This window comes from Faecalibacillus sp. TM498 (genome assembly GCF_020589955.1).
In the GTDB taxonomy this organism is placed as follows: domain Bacteria; phylum Bacillota_I; class Bacilli_A; order Erysipelotrichales; family Coprobacillaceae; genus Faecalibacillus; species Faecalibacillus intestinalis.
Window position 1 is genome coordinate 1 of record NZ_JAJDKB010000049.1, and the last position, 16,927, is coordinate 16,927.

The following is a 16,927-nucleotide window of genomic DNA, read 5'->3' on the forward strand; positions in this document are numbered from 1 at the left end:
AAGTCGGAAAAGAAATCAGAAAATTATATTCTTGGTCTGATGAAGATAAATTAATCAATAACTAATATTACCTAGAGGATAGAAATATCCTCTTTTTTTTAAATAAAAAAACTCACTAAATTGCATAAGCAATTTAATGAGTCTATAAATTAAGCTTCTTTTCTTTGTTTAAAGAAAACATATCTAGCTGCAGCAAACATCATGATCATTGCATAAATTTCACCATGAGCAGTATCTCCAGTTTTTATTGCTTGTGATGGATTATTTTCTGCTTTTTTATTATCAGTTGCACTTCCCCAATCATAACCACCAACGTGAATACTGTATGTTCCATGAATATCAACTGTTCCATCAGCAAAAACAAGATTTGTTGATACGAGACACATCATCGCACATACAAATAAACTAAATATCTTTTTTAACATTTTTTTTCCTCCCTTTTTTTGACAAGTAAAACCTTATCATTAAAAGAGCTTACATAAATGTTAAAAACGTACTTCTTTAATGTTATTTTCTAACTTTTTCACGATATTTTACTGGTGTCTCATGATAAACTTTTTTAAAAGCATTAATAAATGATTTTAAATTTGGAAAGCCATGTAAATAAGCAATTTCTAAAATTGTATAATTTGAAAATAAAACATCCTGTCTTGCCTTTTTTAAACGAACAGCAATAAGATATTCTTTAACTGTCACGTTTAAATGACTTTTAAAATAACGTGATAAATATCCTGTAGATATATTAAAGTGTTGCGCTATATTATCAATTGAAAGATCTTCGTTATAATGTAAGTCAATATATTGTGTCATTCTTATAATTCTTTTATCATGTAAAGTTTGTAAATTTAAATTTGTTTTTTTATCTAAAGTATTTGAAAGCAACGTATATAAAAGATGTAAAATATAACTTTCAATTTCTATTCTTTGAAATTGATTGCTATGATCATAAGCTGCAATAATTTTAAAAATGTCTAACAATATCTTTTCTTTGATTTTATGATTAGGTTGAATAAATTGATAATTATCAATAGCTGGATAATATTTTTTAATAAAATCATAATTTATTTGAAGTGCATATCCTTTATAGATATCAGTATCTTCCGTATGATGCATCCCATGAATTTCTTGACTATTAATAATATATAAGCTTCCTTGAGGAATAATCAATTCTTTATCAGTAATAAATAATTTTAGTTTTCCTAAAACGGGAATCAAAATTTCAATACTAGTATGATAATGTTTAGCTGTTTTTGTATGATGATCTTCAAAATAAATATCTAATAATTTAATAGGTAATTGGTATTTTTAGTATTGTATCATTTGTTTTTCCTCTATTTAAAACGTTCTATAAATTCATTTAATAAAGCTGAAACTTCTTCGTTTTTTCTAGTAATAAAAGCGATTCCTGTATATAAATTTTTATCTTCTAAAATCGTATAAACAAGAGAATGGTCATAAGGTAAAGCTAAACTACTCATTGGACAAATTGCTACTCCAATACCACTATTGGCCCAAATAAGAGACGTTCTACTATCATCACAAGTTACTTTTAATTGAATTTGAATTAGTTTATTTAAACAATAATCATTGATTAAAGGCAGATATCTTTGATGAATAATTAAAGGAGTATCTTTAAAATCTTTTATTTTTCTTTTAGTATTTATAAAATATTCTTTTTTTCCAATAGCAATCATCGGTTCTTTTTCTAAATAAAAAGTATTTACTTGGGAAGTATCAAAAGGTGTTCTAACAATTCCTAAATCAATATTATGTGATAATAATAAATCAAGAATTTCATAAGTAGACCCTTCATGGATAGCATATTGAACATGTTTATTTTTTTTAATAAATTCTTGAATACTTTCTTGTTGAATTAAACCACTATTAGAAGAAGTAATACCAATTCTTAAAACATCTTGATAAGACTGTTTTAATTCATTTTTAGTAATTTCAGTTAAGTCTAAGATTTGTAAACATCTTTTATAAAAACGATTACCAGCCTCTGTTAATTCAATTTGTTTATTACCTCTTTTTAAAAGTATAACACTTAATTCTTCTTCTAATTGTTTAAGTTGCATTGATAAAGGTGGTTGAGCCATATGAAGCTTTTTAGCAGCTTTAGAAATCGTTCCTTCTTCTACAATAGTTTTAAAATATTTCATTTGTCTAATATCCATCATAAAACTCCTTCAAATGGGAATAATATATTTATTAAATATAATTAATATATAATATATATATTTTACATATAGATAAATCTTATCATATAATAACGCAGAGGTGAAGAATATGAAACTATTAAAATATGTAAAGGAGTTTAAGTTTTCAGCAACTTTAGGCTTTTTATTTAAAATCTTTGAAGCTGCTTTAGAATTATGTGTTCCCGTTGTTATGGCCTCTGTCATTGATAAAGGAATTGCTTATAAAGATACCAATTATATTTTAAAATGTGGGCTCGTCCTTATTGGTTTAGCTGTTTTTGGTTATTTATTTGCACTTGTTTGTCAATGGTATGCTTCCCTTACATCACAAAGTGTGGGGACACAACTTAGAAAAGACATGTATCATCAAATCAATAAATATGATGATGCCAATTTAGATACCCTTACAGCACCATCATTAGTTACAAGGCTTATTAATGATGTGGTACAAATTCAATTAGCTGTAGCGATGACGATTCGTCTTACGTCAAGAGCTCCATTTTTAATGATTGGTTCATTATTTATGGCTTTTATGATCAGTGGTTCTTTATCAATGATCTTTGTTGTAGGAGCTGTTATTTTAGCGGTATCGATGTTATCAATTACGATTATTTCAATGCCTTATTTCTCTTGTATTCAAAAGTTATTAGATAAAATTGCTTTAATAGCAAGAGAAAACTTAAAAGGTGTACGTGTTATTCGTGCTTTTTCAAATCAAAATCATGAAGTAAAAAGATTTAATTTAGAAACAAAAAATCAAAAAGATGAACAAGTAAAAGTAGGTAAAATACAAGCTTTATTAAATCCCTTTACTTATTTAATTGTAAACTTTGCAATCATTATTATTATTTATGCTAGTGGTTTCCAAGTCAATGTAGGAAGTCTTTCTCAAGGGGAAGTTATTGCCTTAATTAACTATATGAATAGTATTTTACAAGCACTCATTGTCTTTGCGAATGTTTTATCAATCTACAATAAAGCCACAGCAAGTTATCAAAGAGTTTTTGAAGTACTTGAAACAACACCACAAGTAGAAAATCAAGGAAGTTATTCAACCCTTATTCCTGATGAAAAGATGATTGAATTTAAAGATGTCAACTTTGGATATCTTCAAAAAGATGTGTTACACAACTTATCATTTACGATCAATAAAGGTGAAACAGTAGGAATTATTGGAGGAACGGGTGCTGGTAAATCAACACTAGTATCCCTTATTGGAAGAAATTATGATGTTAGAAGTGGACAAATTAAAATAGCTGGTAAAAATATTCAAGATTATAAACTAGAAACATTAAGACAACATATCAGTTATGTTTTACAAAATACATCATTGATTTCAGGAACAATTAAAGAAAATATTTGTATGTCAAAATCTTATCAAGAAGAAACAATGAATAAAGCTTTAGAAGTTTCACAAGCTAAAGAATTTGTAAGTTGTCTTCCTCAAGGAATAGAAAGTGCTGTTGTTCAAGGTGGGAAAAACTTCTCTGGTGGACAAAGACAACGTTTAACAATAGCTAGAGCGCTTTATAAACAAGCGGATATTTTAGTTTTAGATGATTGCTCAAGTGCGTTAGACTATGCAACAGATGCTGCTTTACAAAAACAATTACAAGAATTAAAAGAAATGACAAAAATTGTTATTTCTCAAAGAACAGCGTCTTTAAAAAGATGTGATCGTATTATGGTTTTGTATCATGGTGAACTTGTTGGTTTTGATTGTCATGAAGAATTATTAAAGAATTGTACGGTTTATAAAGAAATTTATGAATCTCAAAATAGTAAGGATGGTGATTACAATGGATAAAAAAACAATTAAAAGATTGCTTACATATTGTAAACCTTATCGTTTTTTAATTATGTTATTAACACTTTTATCAATTGTCTCTGTTGTCTTTACTTTACTTACACCTGTTTTAATAGGTCAAGCAATAGATTTATTGGTTGGAAAGAATCAAGTTCATTTTCAAGCGTTATTGAACAAACTTATTTTTATTGGAATTGTTATTTTAATTATTTCTTTGATTCAATGGATCATGGGACAAATTACAAATACAATTACTTATAATATTACGAATGATTTAAGAAATAGAGTATTTGATCAAATTCAAGTTCTTCCTTTAAAATATATTGATGCTACAAGTCATGGAGATATTTTAGGAAGATTGATCAATGATATTGATTTAATTGGACAAGGTTTATTACAAAGTTTTACATCCTTGCTTACAGGAATTGCAACAATTGTAGGAACGATTTTGATTATGGCTTATATTCATTTTTCGGTAGCTGTAATTGTGGTTGTTTTAACACCGCTTTCTTTACTTGTCGCTTCTTTGATTGTTAAAAGAACACATTCTTATTTCCAAGAACAACTTGCTTTAAGAGGGGAAATGAATGGTTATTGTGAAGAAATGATAGGTAATCAAAAAATTGTTAATATTTTTGATTATCAAGAACAAAACGAAGAAAAGTTTAATGAAATCAATGAACGTATGCATAAAAGTGGGGTTATTTCACAATTTTATGGGGCTTTAATTAATCCCACAACACGTTTAGTTAATAGTATTGTTTATGCTGCTGTTGGTATCTTTGGAGCATTTCAAGTATTAAATGGTTCATTTACAGTAGGTATTCTTTCAAGCTTTTTAACATATGCTAACCAATATACAAAACCATTTAACGAAATATCATCCGTTATGTCAGAAATGCAAACAGCCATTGCTGCCAGTCAAAGAGTCTTTGCATTATTAGATGAAGAAACAATCCAAGAATTAACAACCTCTAAAATCATTGAAAATAAACAAGGACATATTATCATTGATCATTTAAATTTCAGTTATGATCCAAGTAAACCATTAATTCAAGATTTTAACTATGAAGCTAAACCAGGAACAATGACAGCTATTGTAGGTAAAACAGGTTGTGGAAAAACAACATTAATTAACTTATTAATGCGTTTCTATGATCCTCAAGGTGGAAAAATTACAATTGATGGTGTTAATATTGAAGATATGAACCGTGATGATTTAAGAAAAATGTACGGTATGGTTTTACAAGATAGTTGGTTATTTAAAGGAACTATTAAAGAAAATATTGCTTATGGAAAAACAAAAGCTAGTGATGAAGAAATCATTGAAGCAGCTAAAAAAGCACGTGTGCATAAATATATTATGTCTCTTCCTCAAGGATACGATACAATGGTTGAAGAAGATGGTGGAAATATGTCTCAAGGACAAATGCAACTTGTGTGTATTGCACGTATTATGTTAACACATCCACCAATGTTGATTTTAGATGAAGCAACAAGTTCAATCGATACGCGTACAGAATTACAAATTCAAAAAGCTTTTGATGAAATGATGAAAGGAAGAACAACCTTTATTGTTGCTCACCGTTTATCAACGATTAAAAATGCCGATCAAATCATCGTTATGGATCAAGGACATATTGTAGAAATTGGTAATCATGAAGAATTGCTTCAAAAACAAGGTTATTATCATCAACTTTATTACAGTCAATTCGAAACTGAATAATTATGAAAGTTACGATTTTAAGTCGTAGCTTTTTTATTAGTTACTTTGAAGTAACTATACCACAATATTGTGCGTACTTTTTTTTATTAGAAATAAAATTATAATGAAAAACGAAAAAGGAGGTACAACAATGAATGTTTCAACTTGTTTAAATATTTTAAGAGAAATCAAAGATGTTGCTTTTGCAACCGTTGATGAAAATAATCAACCCCAAGTAAGAATTATAGATGTGATGTTGGTTGAAGATAATAAATTATATTTTTGTACAGCAAGAGGAAAAGATTTTTATAAACAATTAAAAAATCATCCATACGTTGCAATTACAGGAATGAATAAAGAGTATCAAATGGTTCGTTTAAATGGACTTGTTAAACGATTAGAAAATCAAAAATATTGGATAGATCGTATTTTTAAACATAATTCATCAATGAATAATGTTTATCCAAATGAGAGTCGTTATATTTTAGAAGCCTTTTGTCTTGAAGAAGGTGAACTAGAATTCTTTGATTTAGGCAAAGAACCTATTTATAGAGAAAGTTTTTCAATGAATAAAGAGATAAAACCTAAGGGATTTATCATTCGTAATCAATGTATTCAATGTGGCTTATGTCAAAAGAATTGTCCACAACAATGTATTTCAAATTATCAAATACAACAAGAACATTGTTTACATTGTGGATTATGTTATGAAAAATGTCCTGTACAAGCAATTGAAAGGAGAAAATCATGTTAGAAATAGTTCGATTATTTATTCAAAGAAAAGAATTCTTTATGAATCTTTTATATCAACACTTACAAATTTCCTTTATAAGTATTGTTTTAGCTATTTTAATAGGAGGTTTAATTGGAATATTCATGAGTGAATATAAAAAGATTTCTAAACCATTCATGAGTATTATCAATTTTGTTTATACTATTCCTTCTATTTCAATGCTAGGATTTTTAATTCCCCTTTCAGGAGTTGGAAATACAACAGCGATTATTGCACTTGTCATCTATGCTCTTTTACCAATGGTAAAAAATACCTATACCGGAATGGAACAAGTCGATAAAAAGATGATTGAAGCAGCGACAGGTTTAGGAAGTACACGTTTTCAAGTTTTGTGGAAAATAAAGTTTCCTTTAGCTCTTCCAGTAATTATGGCAGGAATTAGAAGTATGGCTATTATGACGATTGCTCTTGCAGGGATTGCTTCTTTTATTGGTGCAGGAGGTTTAGGGGTAGCCATCTATCGAGGAATTACAACGAATAATACAGCAATGACACTAGTAGGAAGTTTGCTTATTGCTTTGCTCGCATTAATTGCAGATGGTTTGTTTGCAATCATTGAAAAAAGAATTCAATATCATTCAAAAAAAATCAATAAAAAAGCAATTATTTTAATTGTTTTAATAATTTCTATTTTTGCAGGTCTTTTAGTAAAACCTCAAAAAGAAACAATTAAAATTGCCACAAAACCAATGACAGAACAATATATATTAGGAGAAATGTTAGATATTTATATCGAACAAGAAACGGATTTAAATGTAGAAGTTACACAAGGTGTTGGTGGAGGAACTTCTAATATTGAACTTGCTATTGAAAAAGGTGAATTTGATCTTTATCCAGAATATACTGGAACTGGATGGAATGCTGTGTTAAAGAAAAAAGGAACGTATTATGAAAATCAATTTGATGAGCTTCAAAAAGAATATCAAAAAAAGAATCTACAATGGTGTGGAATGTATGGTTTTAATAATACGTATGGATTAGCTATTAGAAAAGAAATTGCTGAAAAGTATGATATTAAAACTTATTCTGATTTAAGTGCTATTGCAAGTCAATTAACATTTGGTGCAGAGTATGATTTTTTTGAAAGAGAAGATGGTTATGATGCTTTATGTAAAATATATAATTATCAATTTAAAGCAACAATGGATATGGATATTGGTTTAAAATATCAAGCAATTAATCAAGGTCAAGTTGATGTGATGACAATCTTTACGACAGATGGACAACTTTCTAATGATCAAATTGTTGTTTTAGAAGATGATCAACATTTTTATCCTTCTTATTTATGTGGAAATGTTGTAAGAAGTGAAGTTTTAAAAGATCATCCTGAATTAAAGAAGGTTTTGAATCAATTAGCTTATAAAATAGATGATTTACAAATGGCAAAGATGAATGATTTAGTAGAAAGTCAAGGAAAAGAACCAAGAGAAGTTGCGAGAAATTATTTGAAAGAAATAAATTTATTGAAGGAGTAAGTATGGAAGCTATTATTGAATTAAAAGATATAAAAAAAGCATATGGACAAACAGAAGTATTAAATCATTTTAATTTATCTATAGATCAAGGTGAATTTATAACAATTATTGGAACATCAGGTAGTGGTAAAACCACAGTATTAAAAATGATCAATGGCTTAATTCAACCTACAAGTGGACATGTTAAAGTTCATGGACAAGATATCCAAGAACAAGATCTTATTCAATTAAGAAGACATATGGGTTATGTCATCCAAGGAAGTGTACTTTTTCCTCATTTAACAGTCAAACAAAATATTGCTTATGTTTTACAATTAGAAAAGAAAACAAAAAATATGGATCAAATCGTAGATCAATGGTTAGAAACAGTACAATTAGATACAAGCTTTAAAGATAAGTATCCTCATACTCTTTCAGGTGGTCAGCAACAAAGAGTGGGTATTGCTAGAGCCTTAGCGAATCAACCAGATATTTTATTAATGGATGAACCCTTTGGAGCTGTTGATGAAATTACTAGAAGACAATTACAAGATGAACTCTTAAAAATATATCAACAAAAAAAGATCACAATATTATTTGTGACTCATGATATTCAAGAAGCTTTAAAATTAGGAACAAAAGTGTTAATTATGGATCAAGGTCAAATTCAACAATTTGATACTCCTGAAAATATTATCAAATATCCAGCAAATAATTTCGTAAAAAAACTCGTTTCTAAAAACGAGTCCTAATCTTGATAATAATTTTCTTTATAATTTTCTCCCCAAGTAAACATGGCATCTAAAATAGGTTTTAAACTATAACCAAGTTCCGTTAAAGAATATTCAACGCGTGGAGGAACTTCAGGATAAACAGTACGTGTTAATAAACCACTTTGTTCCATTTGTCTAAGTTGGGCTGTTAAAACCTTTTGGCTAACGTGACCAATTGATTTCTTCAATTCACCAAAACGTTTAGTACCAGGAAGAAGATCTCTTAAAATCAAGACTTTCCATTTATCACTAATAAGTGTTAGGGTTGTTTCAACTGGGCAGGCAGGTAATTGTTGTTTTTCCATGTTTATCTCCTTTAGTATCTAAAAGATACTTAGTATATTATATATACTATTATAAATAAAAGAAAAGAGGTATGCAAGAGATGAACTATTTAAAGATGTTAGTAGATGATTTTCATTCAACTGTTGTTGCTACATTAGATCAACAAGGGTATCCACAAACAAGAGCTATTGATATGATGCTCTATGATAAAGAAGGTGTGTATTTTCTGACGGCTAAAGGGAAAGCCTTTTATCAACAACTTATTCAACAAAATTTTATGTCATTAACTGCTTTAAAAGATAAAAAAGCAATCTCCTTAAAAGGAAAAGTTAAATGTATACATCATACGTATTTAGATGAAATCTTTCAAAAAAATACGTATATGCAAAAAATATATCCTGAAAATACTAGAGATATATTAGAAGTCTTTTGTTTATATGAAGCAACAGGTGAATATTTTGATATTACTGCTCCGAGTAGTATTATTAAAGAAACATTTACAATTGGAAGTATTGAAAAAGAAACAGGATATTTTATTAATGATACATGTATTAGGTGTTTGAAATGTCTAGATGTTTGTCCACAAAAATGTGTTCATGTTGATCAAAAAGTAAAAATTGATCAAAGACATTGTTTAAGTTGTGGAAGATGTCTAGAAATATGTCCTGTTCGTGCGATAGAAAGGGAAATTTAGATGAACCAAGAAGAAAGAAGAAAATATTTGATTCAAGAATTACTTGATGAAAGAGAAGAATATTGTCACATTGAAATTCCTCAAAATGAAAGTTCACAAAAACTTTTATTGAGAGATTTGATGAATGTTCGAGAACCTAAAAAAATAAAAAGTGAATTTTATCGTATTCAAGATGCTTATTTACAAACAGCAATTGAAGAAAAAGGAATTGTAGATGTCAATGATTTAAAACCTATCCAAGAAGGTATTTATTTGTGGCAAGGAGATATTACAACTTTAAAATGTGATGCCATCGTTAATGCTGCTAATAGTCAAATGACAGGATGCTATATTCCTCATCATCGTTGTATTGATAATTGTATCCACAGCTATGCTGGAATGCAGCTTCGATATGCTTGTTATCAAATAATGGAAAAACAAGGAAAACCCGAAACTACAGGAAAAGCTAAAATAACCAAAGCTTATAATTTACCAAGTCGCTATATCCTACATACAGTAGGTCCGATTATTTATTCAACGGTGACTAAAAAAGATGAAGAATTACTGGCTTCATGTTATCGTAGTTGTTTAGAATTTGCAGCTGCATATCGATTAGAAAGTATTGCTTTTTGTTGTATTTCTACTGGTGAATTCCACTTTCCTAAAGAACTTGCAACAAAGATTGCAATTAAAACAGTTAAAGAATATTTAAAAAATGAAACAAGTATAAAGAAGGTGATTTTTAATGTTTTCAAAGACGAAGATCGAGACATCTATGAAAGATATTTGCGCTAAAATACAAGAAGCGGATGCTATTGTTATTGGAGCAGGTGCAGGACTTTCTACGGCTGCTGGATATGAATATGCAGGAGAAAGATTTAATAGGTATTTTAGTGATTTTGAAGAAAAATATGGAATTCATGATATGTATTCAGGAGGTTTTTGTCCTTATGATACTTTAGAAGAATATTGGGCTTGGTGGTCAAGACAAGTTTATTACAATCGATATGTAGATCATTTAGATTTATATCAAAAACTCTTTCAACTTGTTAAAGATAAAGATTATTTTGTTTTAACAACTAATGTGGATCATTGTTTTCAAAAAGCAAATTTTGATAAACAAAGATTATTTTATACACAAGGGGATTATGGCTTATTTCAATGTTCATCTCCTTGTCATCAAGAAACATATGATAATGAAGAACTTATTAAAAAGATGATTGAACAACAAAAGGATATGAAAATTCCTACATCTTTAATTCCTTATTGTCCTCATTGTGGAAAACCAATGACAATGAATTTAAGATGTGATGATACTTTTGTTGAAGATGAAGGATGGCATCAAGCTTATTTTAGATATCAAGATTTTATCAGAAGACATCAAGATTTAAAAATTGTTTATCTTGAATTAGGTGTAGGACAAAATACACCAGGTATTATTAAATATCCATTTTTTAGATTTGTTGAAAAAAATAAAAATGCAACTTATATTTGTATTAATAAAGATACTTATTGTCCTCAATCCATGGAAAAAAGAGCATATTGTATAAGTGAAGATATAAAGAATGTTATTGATGATTTATTAAAAATTAAATTGGAAAAATAGTATATTTATACAGCTTTTAATCAACTTGTGATAGATCCAGAAGACCCGTTAAAATATGGATTCCAATTAAAAAAATAAGATGGTGCGTAAAAACATCATCTTTTTTGCTATATGTTGATCAATAAAAAATAAATTTAATGGAAAATATTTTGAACTATTTGTCCATTGAAAGAAAAAAGAGGAAAACTAAAATAATAATAGAAATGAAACAAGTTTGACACAAATACATCGCTAGAAAAAACTTAATGTAACAAGTGAAGAAGATGTTTTAAAAATTATTAATTAAAAAATAAACAGTTTGAAATAGATGCTATCTCAAACTGTTTTTTAATATAAATTATTCAATTAAAAGAAAGATTTAAAGGAGTAGTTAATTCTTTTGTACCATGAGGAAGACGTTTTTTTAAAGGAATGACTTTAAAACCAGGGCATAGATACATAAAAGGGGAATAACGTAATTCATGGCTAAGTATAGAAATAACTGTTTTTTGATCTAAAGATGTATAAACATCAAAAACAAGGTCAAAATCTAAAGGATGAATGTTTTTTAATTGAATGCGAGAATCTTTATGATTTTTAATCATTAATTTAAAAATGTGATAGTTACCTGCTGTAATACATAATTTCATGAAAGCACCTCCTTTTATAGTTTGAACAAAAGCATAAATAATATGAATAAAAATAGACAATTTTTATTAAAAAAATTATAATAAAGGAAACGGGGAGCTTTTTGCTGAGAGTAAGTATTGACTTAGACCCATAACCTGATTTGGATAATGCCAACGTAGGAGATATAGACGTTAACAGAGTTCAACAGGACTCTCTTTTTATTTCCAGGGAAATAAAAAAAGAATATTGTAAAGAAAGAAGGAAATTTGATGAAATTAAATAAAGAAGATTTATTATTATATGGAGTAACAGATTCAAAATATTTAAAAGGAAGAAAAATGTCGGAATTAGTTGAAGAAGCCATTCTTGGTGGTGTAACAATGATTCAACTAAGAGAAAAAGAAATGACACATGAAGCATTTAAACAAGAAGCATTGGATGTTCAAAGTGTGTGTCAAAAACATCATGTTCCTTTGATTATTAATGATGATGTTGAATTATGTAAAGAAATTGATGCAGATGGGGTCCATATTGGGCAAGATGATTTAAATTTAAAAGAAGCAAGAAAAATATTAGGTGAAGATAAAATTATTGGTGTATCTGCACATAATTATGAAGAAGCAAAAATAGCTTTAGAAAATGGGGCTGATTATTTAGGTGTCGGAGCTATTTTTGCAACTCAAACAAAAGATGATGCACAAAATATTTCAATGGAAACATTAAATGAAATTTGTCAAAAAGTTGATATTCCTGTGGTTGCTATTGGTGGTATTAATCAAGTGAATATCTTAGAATTTATGGGGGTTGCTATTGATGGTGTTGCTATCGTTTCAAGTATTTTTGGAAGTAATGATATCCAAAAAGCAAGTAGCCTATTAAAAGATAAAATTCAAAGAGTTATCTCTAATAAAATGCCAACTTGCCTTACAATTGCAGGTAGTGATAGTAGTGGAGGTGCAGGAATTCAGGCAGATTTAAAAACAATGCTTGCTAATCGTGTTTATGCCATGTCGGTTATTGCAGCACTAACAGCTCAAAATACTACAGGAGTGGATACTATTTATGATGTCGATGCTTCTTTTGTGGCTAGTCAAATGGATAGTGTGTTTACAGATATTTATCCAATGGCTGTTAAAATTGGAATGGTTTCTCAAAAAGAAGTCATTTTATCTATTAGTGGAAAGTTAAAACAATATCATGCACGTAATATCGTTGTTGATCCTGTGATGGTGGCTACAAGTGGGGCAAAACTTATTAGTGATGAAGCTATTGATACATTAAAAGAAAATCTCTTCCCACTCGCATCGGTTTTAACACCAAATATTCCTGAAGCCGAAGTTTTATCAGGATTAAAAATCAATAATGAAGAAGAAATGTTAACAGCAGCTAAATATATTGGAGATCATTATCATTGTGCAGTATTACTTAAAGGCGGACATCAAATCAATGATGCCAATGATTTACTTTATAAAGAAGGTAATTATCAATGGTTTAAAGGAAAACGTATTAATAACAATAATACTCATGGTACGGGATGTACTTTATCAAGTGCGATTGCTTCTTATTTAGCACGAGGTGAAAATTTGGAAAATGCTGTTAAAAAAGCTAAAGATTATATTTCGGGAGCGCTTGCGGCAATGCTTGATTTAGGACAAGGACAAGGACCAATGGATCATGGTTATGTTTTAGATAAAAAAGATTAGACGAATTGTCTGTTTTATAGGTATAATAGTGGCGGGTGATGAAAATGAATTATTATGAAGAAGCCTTGAAATTACATGAAAAACATCAAGGAAAAATACATACGGAATTAAATTGTGAAATTAATACAATGGATGATATGTCTGTTGTTTATACGCCAGGGGTTGCTGAACCTTGTCGTAAGATTGCTGAAAATGAAGAAGATGTTTATCGTTATACAACAAAATCAAATACAATTGCTGTTGTCTCAAATGGAACAGCTGTTTTAGGACTTGGAAATATTGGAGCCAAAGCTTCGATTCCAGTCATGGAAGGAAAAGCTGCTCTATTTAAAAAATTCGGAGATGTCAATGCGGTACCTATTTGTTTAGATACACAAGATAAAGAAGAATTGATTCAAACAGTTAAAAATATTGCACCATGTTTTGGTGGAATCAACTTAGAAGATATTGCTTCTCCAGATTGTTTTGAAATCGAAGAAAGATTAGATCAAATGTTAGATATTCCTGTATTCCATGATGATCAACATGGAACAGCTGTTGTTGTTTTAGCGGCCTTATATAACGCTTTAAGAGTGACAAAAAAAGATATCAAAGATATTACAGTTGTTTTAAATGGGCCAGGAGCTGCAGGAACAGCTATTATTAAAATGATGCATACAGCCGGTGTTGGTAAAATTGTTGCAGTGGATGAATTTGGAATTTTATATAAAGATAGACAAGAAGGACTTATTCCTCATAAGCGTGCTTTATGTGATATTACTAATCCTGATAATATGCAAGGTACATTAGCTGATGCATTAAAAGGTGCAGATGTTTTTGTAGGTGTTTCTAAACCAAATCTAGTAACTGATGAAATGGTTCATTCAATGAACAATGATCCAATTATCTTTGCAATGGCAAATCCTGAACCAGAAATTACTTATCAAAAAGCCAAAGCAGCAGGAGCAAGAGTTGTTGGAACAGGTCGTTCTGATTATCCAAATCAAATTAATAATGTTTTAGCTTTCCCTGGTATTTTTAAAGGAGCATTAGAAGCAAGAGTTCCTTCAATTACACCAGAAATGAAAGTAGCTGTGGCTAAAGCTATTGCAGATACAATCAGTGATGAAGATTTAAATGAAGAAAATATCATGCCAAAAATCTTCAATAAAGATGTAACAGCAGCTGTTGCTAATGCAATTAAACAATTTGCTAAATAAAAAAGATATTAACAAAATAAATGACCCTACCTATTTGGTAGGGCTATTTCATATAATTATATTATCATAGTTGAAGTGAAAGAAATCAATGATAAATATGGGTAGAGAGAATAGGGTGAAAATGATCAACTATTAAATATACTTGTAAATGTTTGGAAAGATTCTGTAAAAGCCACACATACATTTTTAAATGAACAAGAAATTGAACATATTAAAGAATATGTTCCAATGGCATTAAAGAGTGTTGAACATTTTATGGTTGTAGATAATGATGAAGAAATGGGATTTAAAACATACAAGAAAACAGAATTAGATGAAGAAGGAAACCCTTATCCGCTGTTATATATGAAATTAGATAGATAAGATTTTATAGAATTGTTTAAAAAATTAATTATAATGAATATGAAAAAAGAACAACAAACGGTTCACCTTGGATGAAATAACTACCACACACTTTTCTAGAGACAGGAGGTAGTTATTTTTTGTTATATATAGAAGTAATTTTACAATGATATCTATTACTGACATGCTTAATGCAAGTGTCCATACTAAATAATATATAACAAAAATGATTCTATTATGATAGAATGATACAAGGAGGTACATAGTATGGAAGTTATGCTTATTGTTGGGTTATTTGCTTCATCTGCGCTTTCCTTGAATTTTATTGTTAATCAAAAATATAAATTAGCAGGATCAATGAATATTATTAACTTATGTTTAGTGGTAGCGACAGCTTATCAATTTGATCAAGTAAAGAATATTGTTTGGTTATTTGGAATTGCGGCAGGAGTTGTACTTGTTTATTTTGTAGTAAGATTTCTTTTAAAGAAGAAGAAAAAAGAAAAACAACAATCTATCGAAAATAAGGTTGTTGATGTAGACGTTGTAGATAAGGAGAATTAGAGAATGGAAAAAGTATTAATTGAAATTGAAATGGAAAATGGAGATGTGATGAAAGGAGAACTTTATCCTGAAGTTGCACCAATTACAGTAGAAAACTTTTTAAAATTAATTGATGAAGATTTCTTTGCGGGATTAATTTTCCATAGAGTTATCCCAGGATTTATGATTCAAGGTGGGGGATATACAAAAGATTTTAAAGAAAAACATTGTGATTCTATTAAAGGCGAATTTAAAAGCAATGGTGTTAACAATGAATTAAAACATACAGAAGGTGTTTTATCTATGGCTAGAACAATGATCAAAGATTCAGCATCTTCACAATTCTTTATTATGCATAAACCAGCACCACATTTAGATGGTGAATATGCTGCATTTGGTAAAATTACTGAAGGTTTAGATATTGTAGATCAAATTGCCAATGTCCCTACAAACTTCCAAGATTGTCCAACAACACCAGTTGTGATCAAAACAATTAGAAGAGCGTAATTGTATGAAAGTAATGTTTATATCGGATATTCATGGTTCTTATTATTGGGCAAATAAGGCTATTGAAAAATATCATGAAGAAAAAGCGGATAAACTTATTATTTTAGGGGATATTTTATATCATGGACCACGTAATGATTTACCTAAGGATTATAATTGTAAGAAGGTTATTGCTTTATTAAATCCTTTAAAGAAGGATATTATTGCAGTTAGAGGAAATTGTGATAGTGAAGTTGATCAAATGGTTTTAGATTTCCCTATGCGTAGTGACTATGCTTTGATGGATGTTGATCAACATCATTTCTTTATGACACATGGACATTTATTTAATGAAGATCAACTTCCTTTATTAAATGAAAATGATGTTTTGATTTATGGACATTTTCATAAACCACTTGCTAAAAAAGAAAACGGTATTTATATTTTAAATCCGTCTTCGATTTCTTTACCTAAAGAAGGTACGAACAGTTATGGTATTTATGAAAATGACTGTTTTACAATTAAAACATTTGATAATGAAATTGTAAAACAAATACAATTAGATTAATGAAAGAATCGTTTGATAGATAATATCAAGCGATTTTTTTAATGTGTGCCGGGCATGGTACTAATTCAGTTGGAGATAAACCAACCACAGATATTTACCGCAAGTGTAATGAATTACAAGTCGTCGTCAGTGATGGCAAGGATGGAGGAAGTGGTGTAGTGATTCTTTTGAGCGTACGAA

General features: G+C 29.0%; 19 protein-coding genes, 1 pseudogene and 1 riboswitch. Of the genes and pseudogenes, 15 read left to right on the forward strand and 5 right to left on the reverse strand.

Annotated elements, in window-relative coordinates:
• Positions 1 to 149: 149 nt before the first annotated feature.
• The 3 genes from LJD32_RS12170 to LJD32_RS12180 form a co-directional block, all read right to left on the reverse strand.
• Positions 150 to 425: a hypothetical protein gene (locus LJD32_RS12170; protein ID WP_227392522.1), complete on the reverse strand. Its 276-nt coding sequence runs from the start codon at positions 423 to 425 to the stop codon at positions 150 to 152.
• A gap of 82 nt (positions 426 to 507) precedes the next feature.
• Complete coding sequence (locus LJD32_RS15535) at positions 508 to 1,290, reverse strand: AraC family transcriptional regulator (RefSeq protein ID WP_318532678.1); 783 nt, start codon at positions 1,288 to 1,290, stop codon at positions 508 to 510.
• A 41-nt stretch (positions 1,291 to 1,331) separates the two neighbouring features.
• Positions 1,332 to 2,177 carry a LysR family transcriptional regulator gene (locus LJD32_RS12180; protein WP_119362566.1) on the reverse strand — a complete coding sequence of 282 codons (846 nt, stop codon included), beginning with the start codon at positions 2,175 to 2,177 and terminating at the stop codon, positions 1,332 to 1,334.
• A 112-nt stretch (positions 2,178 to 2,289) separates the two neighbouring features.
• Between LJD32_RS12180 and LJD32_RS12185 the strand changes: the two genes are divergently transcribed.
• The 5 genes from LJD32_RS12185 (at position 2,290) to LJD32_RS12205 (ending at position 8,712) form a co-directional block, all read left to right on the forward strand.
• Positions 2,290 to 4,008, forward strand: a complete 1,719-nt coding sequence (locus tag LJD32_RS12185; RefSeq protein WP_227392523.1) for an ABC transporter ATP-binding protein — start codon at positions 2,290 to 2,292, stop codon at positions 4,006 to 4,008.
• Complete coding sequence (locus LJD32_RS12190; RefSeq protein ID WP_147580872.1) at positions 4,001 to 5,734, forward strand: ABC transporter ATP-binding protein; 1,734 nt, start codon at positions 4,001 to 4,003, stop codon at positions 5,732 to 5,734. Before LJD32_RS12185 ends, LJD32_RS12190 begins: the two co-directional genes overlap by 8 nt.
• A 130-nt stretch (positions 5,735 to 5,864) precedes the next feature.
• The gene (locus LJD32_RS12195) at positions 5,865 to 6,467 is read left to right on the forward strand and encodes a 4Fe-4S binding protein (protein WP_227392524.1); all 603 of its coding nucleotides are present in this window, start codon (positions 5,865 to 5,867) and stop codon (positions 6,465 to 6,467) included.
• Entirely contained in the window at positions 6,461 to 7,981 is a 1,521-nt protein-coding gene (locus LJD32_RS12200) for a glycine betaine ABC transporter substrate-binding protein (RefSeq protein ID WP_227392525.1), read from the forward strand. The genes LJD32_RS12195 and LJD32_RS12200 overlap by 7 nt, the downstream gene beginning before the upstream one ends.
• Before the next feature lie 2 nt (positions 7,982 to 7,983).
• The gene (locus LJD32_RS12205; RefSeq protein ID WP_118662309.1) at positions 7,984 to 8,712 is read left to right on the forward strand and encodes an ABC transporter ATP-binding protein; all 729 of its coding nucleotides are present in this window, start codon (positions 7,984 to 7,986) and stop codon (positions 8,710 to 8,712) included.
• Here LJD32_RS12205 and LJD32_RS12210 read toward each other — a convergent pair.
• Positions 8,709 to 9,038: a winged helix-turn-helix transcriptional regulator gene (locus LJD32_RS12210; RefSeq protein WP_227392526.1), complete on the reverse strand. Its 330-nt coding sequence runs from the start codon at positions 9,036 to 9,038 to the stop codon at positions 8,709 to 8,711. The genes LJD32_RS12205 and LJD32_RS12210 overlap by 4 nt on opposite strands.
• A gap of 80 nt (positions 9,039 to 9,118) precedes the next feature.
• Here LJD32_RS12210 and LJD32_RS12215 point away from each other — a divergent pair, with 80 nt between their 5' ends.
• Genes LJD32_RS12215 through LJD32_RS12225 form a run of 3 tightly spaced genes read left to right on the forward strand, consistent with a single transcriptional unit; the run spans position 9,119 to position 11,297 of the window.
• Positions 9,119 to 9,712: a 4Fe-4S binding protein gene (locus tag LJD32_RS12215; protein ID WP_199589659.1), complete on the forward strand. Its 594-nt coding sequence runs from the start codon at positions 9,119 to 9,121 to the stop codon at positions 9,710 to 9,712.
• On the forward strand, positions 9,713 to 10,486 hold the full coding sequence (locus tag LJD32_RS12220) for a protein-ADP-ribose hydrolase (protein ID WP_227392527.1): 774 nt from the start codon (positions 9,713 to 9,715) through the stop codon (positions 10,484 to 10,486).
• On the forward strand, positions 10,467 to 11,297 hold the full coding sequence (locus LJD32_RS12225) for an SIR2 family NAD-dependent protein deacylase (RefSeq protein ID WP_227392528.1): 831 nt from the start codon (positions 10,467 to 10,469) through the stop codon (positions 11,295 to 11,297). The genes LJD32_RS12220 and LJD32_RS12225 overlap by 20 nt, the downstream gene beginning before the upstream one ends.
• A gap of 341 nt (positions 11,298 to 11,638) precedes the next feature.
• Here LJD32_RS12225 and LJD32_RS12230 read toward each other — a convergent pair whose 3' ends face one another.
• Entirely contained in the window at positions 11,639 to 11,926 is a 288-nt protein-coding gene (locus LJD32_RS12230; protein ID WP_032089596.1) for a hypothetical protein, read from the reverse strand.
• Positions 11,927 to 12,006: 80 nt separating this feature from the next.
• A riboswitch (TPP riboswitch) is annotated at positions 12,007 to 12,104 on the forward strand.
• 71 nt (positions 12,105 to 12,175) lie between these two features.
• Between LJD32_RS12230 and thiE the strand changes: the two are divergent.
• From thiE to yfcE, 7 genes and pseudogenes are all read left to right on the forward strand, one after another.
• Positions 12,176 to 12,763 (forward strand): annotated as a pseudogene (thiE, locus tag LJD32_RS12235) (thiamine phosphate synthase); the annotation flags it as partial.
• Between the two features lie 54 nt (positions 12,764 to 12,817).
• On the forward strand, positions 12,818 to 13,609 hold the full coding sequence (gene thiD / locus LJD32_RS12240) for a bifunctional hydroxymethylpyrimidine kinase/phosphomethylpyrimidine kinase (protein WP_032089743.1): 792 nt from the start codon (positions 12,818 to 12,820) through the stop codon (positions 13,607 to 13,609).
• Between the two features lie 44 nt (positions 13,610 to 13,653).
• On the forward strand, positions 13,654 to 14,808 hold the full coding sequence (locus tag LJD32_RS12245) for an NADP-dependent malic enzyme (protein ID WP_227392529.1): 1,155 nt from the start codon (positions 13,654 to 13,656) through the stop codon (positions 14,806 to 14,808).
• Between the two features lie 228 nt (positions 14,809 to 15,036).
• Entirely contained in the window at positions 15,037 to 15,171 is a 135-nt protein-coding gene (locus LJD32_RS15395) for a hypothetical protein (RefSeq protein WP_264472162.1), read from the forward strand.
• A 246-nt stretch (positions 15,172 to 15,417) separates the two neighbouring features.
• The gene (locus LJD32_RS12250; protein ID WP_022001697.1) at positions 15,418 to 15,714 is read left to right on the forward strand and encodes a hypothetical protein; all 297 of its coding nucleotides are present in this window, start codon (positions 15,418 to 15,420) and stop codon (positions 15,712 to 15,714) included.
• Positions 15,715 to 15,717: 3 nt separating this feature from the next.
• Positions 15,718 to 16,200 carry a peptidylprolyl isomerase gene (locus tag LJD32_RS12255; RefSeq protein ID WP_022001696.1) on the forward strand — a complete coding sequence of 161 codons (483 nt, stop codon included), beginning with the start codon at positions 15,718 to 15,720 and terminating at the stop codon, positions 16,198 to 16,200.
• A gap of 4 nt (positions 16,201 to 16,204) precedes the next feature.
• Positions 16,205 to 16,747, forward strand: coding sequence for a phosphodiesterase (gene yfcE / locus LJD32_RS12260; RefSeq protein ID WP_032089598.1), 543 nt, complete (start codon positions 16,205 to 16,207; stop codon positions 16,745 to 16,747).
• Positions 16,748 to 16,927: the final 180 nt, after the last annotated feature.

Bases quoted from the DNA above. Each gene is read 5' to 3' on its own strand.
- LJD32_RS12170 (WP_227392522.1), bottom strand. From the start codon at position 425: ATGTTAAAAAAGATATTTAGTTTATTTGTATGTGCGATGATGTGTCTC.
- LJD32_RS12180 (WP_119362566.1), bottom strand. From the start codon at position 2,177: ATGGATATTAGACAAATGAAATATTTTAAAACTATTGTAGAAGAAGGA.
- LJD32_RS12185 (WP_227392523.1), top strand. From the start codon at position 2,290: ATGAAACTATTAAAATATGTAAAGGAGTTTAAGTTTTCAGCAACTTTA.
- LJD32_RS12190 (WP_147580872.1), top strand. From the start codon at position 4,001: ATGGATAAAAAAACAATTAAAAGATTGCTTACATATTGTAAACCTTAT.
- LJD32_RS12195 (WP_227392524.1), top strand. From the start codon at position 5,865: ATGAATGTTTCAACTTGTTTAAATATTTTAAGAGAAATCAAAGATGTT.
- LJD32_RS12200 (WP_227392525.1), top strand. From the start codon at position 6,461: ATGTTAGAAATAGTTCGATTATTTATTCAAAGAAAAGAATTCTTTATG.
- LJD32_RS12205 (WP_118662309.1), top strand. From the start codon at position 7,984: ATGGAAGCTATTATTGAATTAAAAGATATAAAAAAAGCATATGGACAA.
- LJD32_RS12210 (WP_227392526.1), bottom strand. From the start codon at position 9,038: ATGGAAAAACAACAATTACCTGCCTGCCCAGTTGAAACAACCCTAACA.
- LJD32_RS12215 (WP_199589659.1), top strand. From the start codon at position 9,119: ATGAACTATTTAAAGATGTTAGTAGATGATTTTCATTCAACTGTTGTT.
- LJD32_RS12220 (WP_227392527.1), top strand. From the start codon at position 9,713: ATGAACCAAGAAGAAAGAAGAAAATATTTGATTCAAGAATTACTTGAT.
- LJD32_RS12225 (WP_227392528.1), top strand. From the start codon at position 10,467: ATGAAAGATATTTGCGCTAAAATACAAGAAGCGGATGCTATTGTTATT.
- LJD32_RS12230 (WP_032089596.1), bottom strand. From the start codon at position 11,926: ATGAAATTATGTATTACAGCAGGTAACTATCACATTTTTAAATTAATG.
- thiD (WP_032089743.1), top strand. From the start codon at position 12,818: ATGCCAACTTGCCTTACAATTGCAGGTAGTGATAGTAGTGGAGGTGCA.
- LJD32_RS12245 (WP_227392529.1), top strand. From the start codon at position 13,654: ATGAATTATTATGAAGAAGCCTTGAAATTACATGAAAAACATCAAGGA.
- LJD32_RS15395 (WP_264472162.1), top strand. From the start codon at position 15,037: ATGGCATTAAAGAGTGTTGAACATTTTATGGTTGTAGATAATGATGAA.
- LJD32_RS12250 (WP_022001697.1), top strand. From the start codon at position 15,418: ATGGAAGTTATGCTTATTGTTGGGTTATTTGCTTCATCTGCGCTTTCC.
- LJD32_RS12255 (WP_022001696.1), top strand. From the start codon at position 15,718: ATGGAAAAAGTATTAATTGAAATTGAAATGGAAAATGGAGATGTGATG.
- yfcE (WP_032089598.1), top strand. From the start codon at position 16,205: ATGAAAGTAATGTTTATATCGGATATTCATGGTTCTTATTATTGGGCA.